This is a genomic window from Halomonas sp. ML-15, assembly GCF_014779595.1.
GTDB lineage: Bacteria > Pseudomonadota > Gammaproteobacteria > Pseudomonadales > Halomonadaceae > Franzmannia.
Genome location: NZ_JACXZT010000016.1, coordinates 1 through 281 on the forward strand (window position 1 = coordinate 1; position 281 = coordinate 281).

Below are 281 nucleotides of genomic sequence, written 5' to 3' on the forward strand. Positions count from 1 at the left end.
GCCCCGAACAGCAGCGAGAAGACCCCTTCGGGCAGCTCGCACTTGGCCACGGCGCGCTGGATGGCGCGGCCCACCAGCTCGGAGGTGCCGGGGTGGGCGGAGTGGCCCTTGACCACCACCGGGCAGCCGGCGGCCAAGGCGGAGGCGGTATCGCCGCCGGCTACCGAAAACGCCAGCGGGAAGTTGGAGGCGCCGAACACGGCGACCGGGCCCAGGGCGATATGGCGCTGGCGCAGGTCGGCGCGGGGCATCGGCGCGCGCTCCGGCAGTGCCGGATCGTG

The 281-nt window shown here is 74.7% G+C and carries 1 protein-coding gene; it reads right to left on the reverse strand.

What is annotated here, in order from left to right:
- The coding region (locus IEI94_RS22580; RefSeq protein ID WP_224750043.1) for an aldehyde dehydrogenase family protein at positions 1-281 on the reverse strand (281 nt) is incomplete at both ends.